This window comes from Paenibacillus selenitireducens, assembly GCF_002021565.1.
Taxonomy (GTDB): Bacteria; Bacillota; Bacilli; order Paenibacillales; family Paenibacillaceae; genus Paenibacillus_K; species Paenibacillus_K selenitireducens.
In genome coordinates this window covers 72,266-79,035 of sequence record NZ_MSZX01000018.1, presented here as the reverse complement: position 1 = coordinate 79,035, position 6,770 = coordinate 72,266, and the positions used below count along the sequence as shown (strand labels likewise).

General features: G+C 42.9%; 6 protein-coding genes, 1 rRNA gene and 1 riboswitch. All 7 genes read right to left on the bottom strand.

The window, feature by feature from the left end; genetic code table 11:
• Positions 1–195: ribosomal RNA gene (locus BVG16_RS29190) — 16S ribosomal RNA — on the bottom strand; the annotation flags it as partial.
• Between the two features lie 677 nt (positions 196–872).
• On the bottom strand, positions 873–1,823 hold the full coding sequence (locus tag BVG16_RS29185; protein WP_078502726.1) for a DMT family transporter: 951 nt from the start codon (positions 1,821–1,823) through the stop codon (positions 873–875).
• 120 nt (positions 1,824–1,943) lie between these two features.
• Positions 1,944–2,091, bottom strand: a riboswitch (FMN riboswitch).
• A gap of 79 nt (positions 2,092–2,170) precedes the next feature.
• Positions 2,171–3,082 carry a DMT family transporter gene (locus tag BVG16_RS29180; protein ID WP_078502725.1) on the bottom strand — a complete coding sequence of 304 codons (912 nt, stop codon included), beginning with the start codon at positions 3,080–3,082 and terminating at the stop codon, positions 2,171–2,173.
• Positions 3,083–3,168: 86 nt separating this feature from the next.
• Positions 3,169–3,384, bottom strand: a complete 216-nt coding sequence (locus tag BVG16_RS29175; RefSeq protein ID WP_078502724.1) for a hypothetical protein — start codon at positions 3,382–3,384, stop codon at positions 3,169–3,171.
• Positions 3,384–4,052 (bottom strand): fructose-6-phosphate aldolase, encoded by a 669-nt coding sequence (gene fsa, locus BVG16_RS29170; protein WP_078502723.1) that lies wholly within the window; start codon positions 4,050–4,052, stop codon positions 3,384–3,386. Before fsa ends, BVG16_RS29175 begins: the two co-directional genes overlap by 1 nt.
• 77 nt (positions 4,053–4,129) lie before the next feature.
• Positions 4,130–5,023 carry a phosphogluconate dehydrogenase (NAD(+)-dependent, decarboxylating) gene (gene gnd, locus BVG16_RS29165; protein WP_078502722.1) on the bottom strand — a complete coding sequence of 298 codons (894 nt, stop codon included), beginning with the start codon at positions 5,021–5,023 and terminating at the stop codon, positions 4,130–4,132.
• A 49-nt stretch (positions 5,024–5,072) separates the two neighbouring features.
• Complete coding sequence (gene zwf, locus BVG16_RS29160) at positions 5,073–6,587, bottom strand: glucose-6-phosphate dehydrogenase (RefSeq protein ID WP_078502721.1); 1,515 nt, start codon at positions 6,585–6,587, stop codon at positions 5,073–5,075.
• Positions 6,588–6,770: the final 183 nt, after the last annotated feature.

Genomic DNA, 6,770 nt, shown 5'->3' with positions numbered 1-6,770 from the left:
CGATCATGCGATCAAATCGTGTATCCGGTCTTAGCTACCGTTTCCGGTAGTTATCCCAGTCTTACAGGCAGGTTGCCTACGTGTTACTCACCCGTCCGCCGCTAAGTTATCCCCGAAGGAATAACTCCGCTCGACTTGCATGTATTAGGCACGCCGCCAGCGTTCGTCCTGAGCCAGGATCAAACTCTCCATTAAAGTGTTTGACTTGCTCATTTAAAACTAACTGACAAGAACTCGAAAGTTCTTTATTTCGATATTTTCAACCGCCTATAAAGGCAATTAAAAAATCGTTAATGCTTTAATTCACTCGTTGTTCAGTTTTCAAAGATCAATTTCTTTCGTTTCGTTCTCACCAGTGTTTCTCGGTGACAACTTTTATATCATATCATGTTATCTTCAGTAATGCAAGCTTTTTTTATTTCTTTTTTTGAAGTAAAAATCATGATATTTGGTTTCCATCGCTCTCTCAAGCGGCTGGAATAACAATATACCATGAATAATCCAAGGTCTGCAAGTTGTAAAAAATGACAATCAGTAAACAAACCTAACATGCTAACGCAATCTGCCCACGACTATGTCTCAATCACCTCACGATCATTTCTCAGTTACTTCCCATTCACTTCATAATCACGTCTCGATCAGCTCTCAATCCCTTCTAGATCACTTCTCATCCCTTCCCGATCACAGCTCTCGATCTCTCCACATCAACCATTCTAAAATCTGTTCAATTATTAGTTTAATTGAACCCGCTAAGAAGGATCCCTCAATTTTCACTTCATTATATACAACTACAAAAAAAGGAATACAGCACACAAGTTCAACTTCAACCTGTCTGCCGTATTCCTTCTATAATAGAAAGCGATATGTTCGTACTAAGCGAGAACTTCAGCTTCCTGCTTCTGACGAGAGATATAGAACAATGTGAACCAAATCAATACGAAGCCAAATAGTTGTGTGATCGTTACAGCCTGTTGGAAGACAACCCAGTTAATCAATACGCCCACCATGGGGAAGCTCAGCTCCGCAAGTGTCGCATAAGAAGCTTTTGTTGAACTAAGCCCTTTATAGTATAGTAACAAGCTAAGTAATCCTGGCAATAACGCTTGTAGGAGCAAATTAATTCCTACGGCAAAGGCTGCCCCTGCTCCCATCGACAGGTTCCATCCATGCCCTTCGAATAATGTAATCATAAAGAGCAAAGGCAAAGCAAGGATGAAACGCAATGAGGTAACAGTCTCATACTTCATCGAGCGGAGAAGGTAGCTGCCCATAACCGTCGAACCACCCCATAATGCTGCGGCCCCCAGTGCCAACAAGCTGCCTACCTGAACGAAGTCATTCATTTGTTCTAAAGGTAATGTCCAGCCAAAGGTGAGCAAATAGGTACCGAAAATCGCAAGAACGAATAAGGAACCAAAATACTTCGGCAACATCTCTTTAAGAATAATTCTAGCCATCACAATCGCAAATAACGGCTGGAGCTTCTGCAGCAATAATACAGCATTCAAATTCCCATGTGCTAATCCTTGCGTGAATAGGATTGTCGCCAAAGCTGAACCTCCCCATGAAATAAAGAGAAGTGCAATGAGGTGCGTCATCCGTAATCCCCGCAAATCTGAACGATTGCGCCATAATACAGGAGCTGCAACCAAGAATAGAATAATATGCTCTAACAACACGATCTGTGTAGAAGTCAGTGACTCCAATAAGATGATGCGAAACAGCGGATCGATTCCCCAAAGCGCTGCTCCCAATACAACAAGCCAAAATCCTGATTTGACACGCTCCGTCCGTTGAACGGATACTTCTGATACGTTGTTCATGATTGTTCTCCCTCTGAATAAAGGAACCGGCAAAAAGCCCCGCAGCGTCTTAAATACACGCATACGGGGCCGACCAAATAAACCTGCCGAAGTGCTATTGCACCTCATACACGCTTACTTGATGATCTTCTACCATCCGGACTGTACCGTCGGCCCTGGATTCGCACCAAGTCAGTCCCCCGTGCTGCTGTCAGCTAGAGGAGTCGCGGGCTCGTTCATCATGAACATCACCGCCGGTTGGGAATTGCACCCTACCCCGAAGATCCTTATTCTTTTGATAATATTAGTTTTGAAAGATTGTAATTAAAAATATATACCCGTTATCTAGGATTGTAAAGTGAAATTCATCACATTGCATCCGGTTTTTCAGAAAGTATTTCAAGTTTTTTCGGTTTTCGATTCACGAAATAAATACTCCCAACAATAAGTACCAGTCCAATCACAAGCGATAGCGTAAACGGTTCATTCAAGAACAAAGTACCGATGATAATCGCAACTAATGGAATCAGAAAGGTATAGGAAGCTACTTTACTTGCTTCACCTGAATCGATGAGCTTATAGAAGACGATCCATCCGATCGCAATCACAAAAATTGAAATAAATAATAAACAAAGTACGAAGGCCACGTTCCAATCGATATCCGACCAGCTTTCCACGACAGAACCGCCGAGCGTCATAACAAGACCGCCTGTGATTAATTGCAGCGTAACCAGCCAGATTGCATCCACGGAAGGACCTACTTTTTTCACAAATACGGTGCCCAACGCCCAACTCAATGCTGAACCTAACGCTAATAAGATACCTGACACGGAAATATGCCCTGACACGCCGCTACCGCTGCTAATCACCCCAACGCCTGCGAATCCAAGGACTAATCCAAGGACCTTCAAGCCATACATCGATTCGCCCAACCACATCCAGGAGAATAAACCAACCAACACGGGCTGCAAGAATACGATGGCGGAGAATAAGCCCGCAGGCAAATAATTCAACCCAATCGTCTGCAATCCGTAATACAGGATGACATTCACAACAGCGGAAATGAGGTAGATAAACCATGTTTCGCGAAAGCGGAGGTGTTTATATCTTGGAATAGCGACAATGAGCAGTAATAAGCCTCCCAATAAGGTTCTTAACCCTGAAAATAAAACCGGGGGTGTATGCGCGAGTGCAATCTTCGATAACGGCCAATTAATTCCCCACACCGTGATGAGGAATATGAGCAGGATTAGGGTTTGTGATTTCGATAATTTCCCCACAATGTTTCTCTCCTTGTGCACTACAAGTACAAAAAAGAATCCGCACAAGGGCGGATTCTTAACCTTCAACAATCCCTATGGAGTCTTCACTGCTCTGAGATGTCGGTGATAGAAAAGGTTACCTTCACCATGCGTGCCTCATGCCCAGTATTCCGTAACGCCCTTGCTTGAGCTTCCATCAAATCAAAATACTTATAATAGATCTCAGCTTCATCAAGATGTACGGTTGTGAAGGGTTCCTGTTCGATGAAATACGTTCCGTCCTCAAATTTCAGCACATGACCGTTTTTCTGTTTAGGCATTAGTTTTTAGGAGCTTTTGCCCAGTCTGCAGCAAATTTCTCAATACCTTGATCTGTAAGTGGATGTTTCGTAAGTTGCTCAATTACGCTATAAGGAATTGTCGCAATGTGCGCACCAGCCATCGCTACACGTGTAACATGGTCAGGGTGACGAACAGATGCAGCAATGATTTGTGAATCCAAGTTATGAATACGGAACAACTCAGCGATTTTAGCTACTAACAATACGCCGTCTTCAGAAATGTCATCCAAACGACCCAAGAAAGGAGATACATACGTAGCACCTGCACGAGCTGCCAACAACGCTTGGTTCACTGTGAAGATCAATGTTACGTTTGTTTTAACGCCTTTTTTAGTTAGGTAACGACAAGCTTCAAGACCTGCAATCGTCATTGGAAGTTTGATGGTGATGTTCTTGTCTCCACCGTTGATTTTGATCAATTCGTTCGCTTGAGCGATCATATCTTCCGCTGTTACGGCATCTGGAGTTACTTCTGCAGATACGGATTCCACTTCAGGAACCAATTTCAAAATTTCTTCGATGCGATCTTCGAATTTCACGCCTTCTTTAGCTACAAGGGAAGGATTTGTTGTCACACCCGACAAAACACCGATTTTGTACGCTTTTTTAATATCTTCTACGTTAGCAGTATCAATAAAAAATTTCATGATGACTTACCTCCACTTTTTTATTTTTCGTTTTAATATATTCATAATAACATATTCAAACTTGCAATAACATCATTTTATTTCTTTTCAACAGCATGTCCGCCAAACTCATTACGCAGTGCAGCAACGACTTTCCCTGTAAACGTATCTTCTTCTAAAGAACGGAAACGCATTAACAAAGACATCGCGATAATTGGCGTTGCAGCTTGAAGATCGAATGCTGTCTCAACCGTCCATTTCCCTTCACCGGAAGAGTGCATGATCCCTCTGATTTCATCCAGTTTCGCATCTTTAGAGAAAGCACGTTCCATCAATTCAATTAACCATGAACGAATAACAGAACCGTTGTTCCATACGCGAGCTACTTTTTCATAATCAAAATCGAAGTCACTTTTCTCTAATACTTCAAATCCTTCACCAATCGCGCCCATCATCCCGTATTCGATACCGTTGTGGACCATTTTCAAGAAGTGACCGCTACCGGATTTACCAGCATACAGATATCCGTTCTCTACCGATGTATCACGGAAAATAGGCTCAACAATCGCCCATGCCTCAGGATCGCCACCGATCATGTAACAAGCGCCGTGTCTTGCACCCTCCATACCGCCCGAAGTACCTACATCCATAAAGCTTACGCCAATTTCTTGCAATTTGCTGTGACGTTCGATGGATTCTTTGTAGTGGGAGTTCCCTGCTTCAATCACGATATCGCCTTTGGACAATAACGGTGAAATCTCATCGATAACCGAGTCTACAACTTTATGCGGTACCATGATCCACACGATACGCGGTGTTTCTAACGATTGAACAAGCTCTGCCAATGTCGAAACGCCCTTCGCACCATATGTGGAAATTTCTTGCACTGCACTTGTATTCAAATCAAATGCAACCACGTCATGTTTGTTGTCGATCAAATTCTGTCCTAAGTTCAAACCCATTTTTCCTAATCCAACTAATCCTACTTTCATTATGGTACCCCTCCAAATGGTTGTTATTTATCTATGATGTTGAAAATAATTACACTCTGCTTAATTCGCGATCTTCTGCTTGAGTGGGAGTCGCAGCCGGCGTAGGTTCTGTGTCTAACCACCATTTGTGGTTGCCTAGAAGATCATGCGCTGCTTGCGGTCCATTCGAACCTGCTGCATACGATTGAAGAGGAATGATGCCTTCTTCAAAGGCTTCAAGAATGGGTTGCACCCATTTCCATGACAATTCAACTTCATCCCAATGCGCGAAGAAGGTTGCATCGCCTCTCATCGCGTCGAAGATCAAGTTCTCATAAGCTTCAGGCATTTCTTTGGCATTCGTGAATGCATTCGCACGGACCGGAATGAATTGTCCTTGGTTTAAGGAATCTTTGCTGTTCAATTGAAGTGCGATGCCTTCATTCGGGTTGATGTCAATGATCAAAAGGTTCGGTTGTGCAGACTCATGATGCGGCTCGTTATATTGTTCTAATGGTTCTTTGAATTCAATCACGATACGAGTTGATTTTTCTTTCATGCGTTTGCCTGTACGAATATAGAACGGAATGCCTTTCCAGAAGTAATCGTCAATCCACAGCTTCGCTGCAATAAACGTATCATTCTGTGAAGTGGCTTTGATGCCTGGCTCATCTTTGTAGCCTTGTACGGGCTTGCCGGCAAGTTCACCAGCTGTATATTGAGCGCGAATAATATTCGACGCGATATCTTCTTTGATTAATGGGCGAAGCGATTCCATGACATTTTTCTTTTTGCGGCGCACTTCTTCGGGTGTGCTTTGTTTAGGAAGCTGCATCGCCGTCATCATCAACAGTTGCAACATATGGTTCTGGAACATGTCGCGAATGGCTCCCGTTTTGTCATAGTATCCAGCTCTTTCTTCAACCCCAACGGTCTCTGCCGCAGTAATCTGTACGTTCGCAATGTAACGGTTCGACCACAATGCATGAATCACAGGGTTCGAATACTCAAGAACTTCAAGGTTCTGCACCATAGGTTTCCCTAGATAGTGGTCAATACGGAAGATTTCATCCTCTTCGAACGATTTACTTAACTTCTCATTTAATTCTTGAGCTGATTTCAAATCACGACCAAAAGGTTTCTCGATAATCAGACGTTTCCAGCCTTGTGTTGACCCTAAGCCGCTTGATTTAATATTGGAAGCAATGGTGTCAAAGTACTCTGGACCCACGGATAGATAGAACATCCGGTTGCTGGGAATATTCAATTCTTTCTCGCGTTGTTCCACGAGTTGAAGAAGTGTCTTGTAGTCTTCAGGACGATCTACATCTAACACGCTGTAACGGAAAGCGCTGATAAAGGCATTCAAACCAGCTGGATCAATGGCTCTTCTCGAAAACGTAGTTAATGAATCCTTCACTTGTTGTTGGAAAAACGCATCAGACCAATCTCTTCTACCTAAGCCAATCACCGAAAATGATTCCGGCATTTTGTGATCCAAATACAAATTGTACAACGCAGGGTATATTTTTCTTTTCGCTAAATCCCCTGTTGCTCCAAATAAAACAACGGTTGTTGCATCCATATCTCTCTTCCTCCTACAGTATGTTTCTATATCTAAATAAATAAAGCCGCTCCACATGGAACAGCCCCTAGTTAAACATATTATTTACCTTCATGTTAGTTCTGGAAGGTACCCAGACCGTAAGTAAAGCGCGGATCATAGATCAGCAGGCATAAATTTTCATTCTGTGTCTGTTTCATTATG

Bases quoted from the DNA above. Each gene is read 5' to 3' on its own strand.
- BVG16_RS29185 (WP_078502726.1), bottom strand. From the start codon at position 1,823: ATGAACAACGTATCAGAAGTATCCGTTCAACGGACGGAGCGTGTCAAA.
- BVG16_RS29175 (WP_078502724.1), bottom strand. From the start codon at position 3,384: ATGCCTAAACAGAAAAACGGTCATGTGCTGAAATTTGAGGACGGAACG.
- fsa (WP_078502723.1), bottom strand. From the start codon at position 4,052: ATGAAATTTTTTATTGATACTGCTAACGTAGAAGATATTAAAAAAGCG.
- gnd (WP_078502722.1), bottom strand. From the start codon at position 5,023: ATGAAAGTAGGATTAGTTGGATTAGGAAAAATGGGTTTGAACTTAGGA.
- zwf (WP_078502721.1), bottom strand. From the start codon at position 6,587: ATGGATGCAACAACCGTTGTTTTATTTGGAGCAACAGGGGATTTAGCG.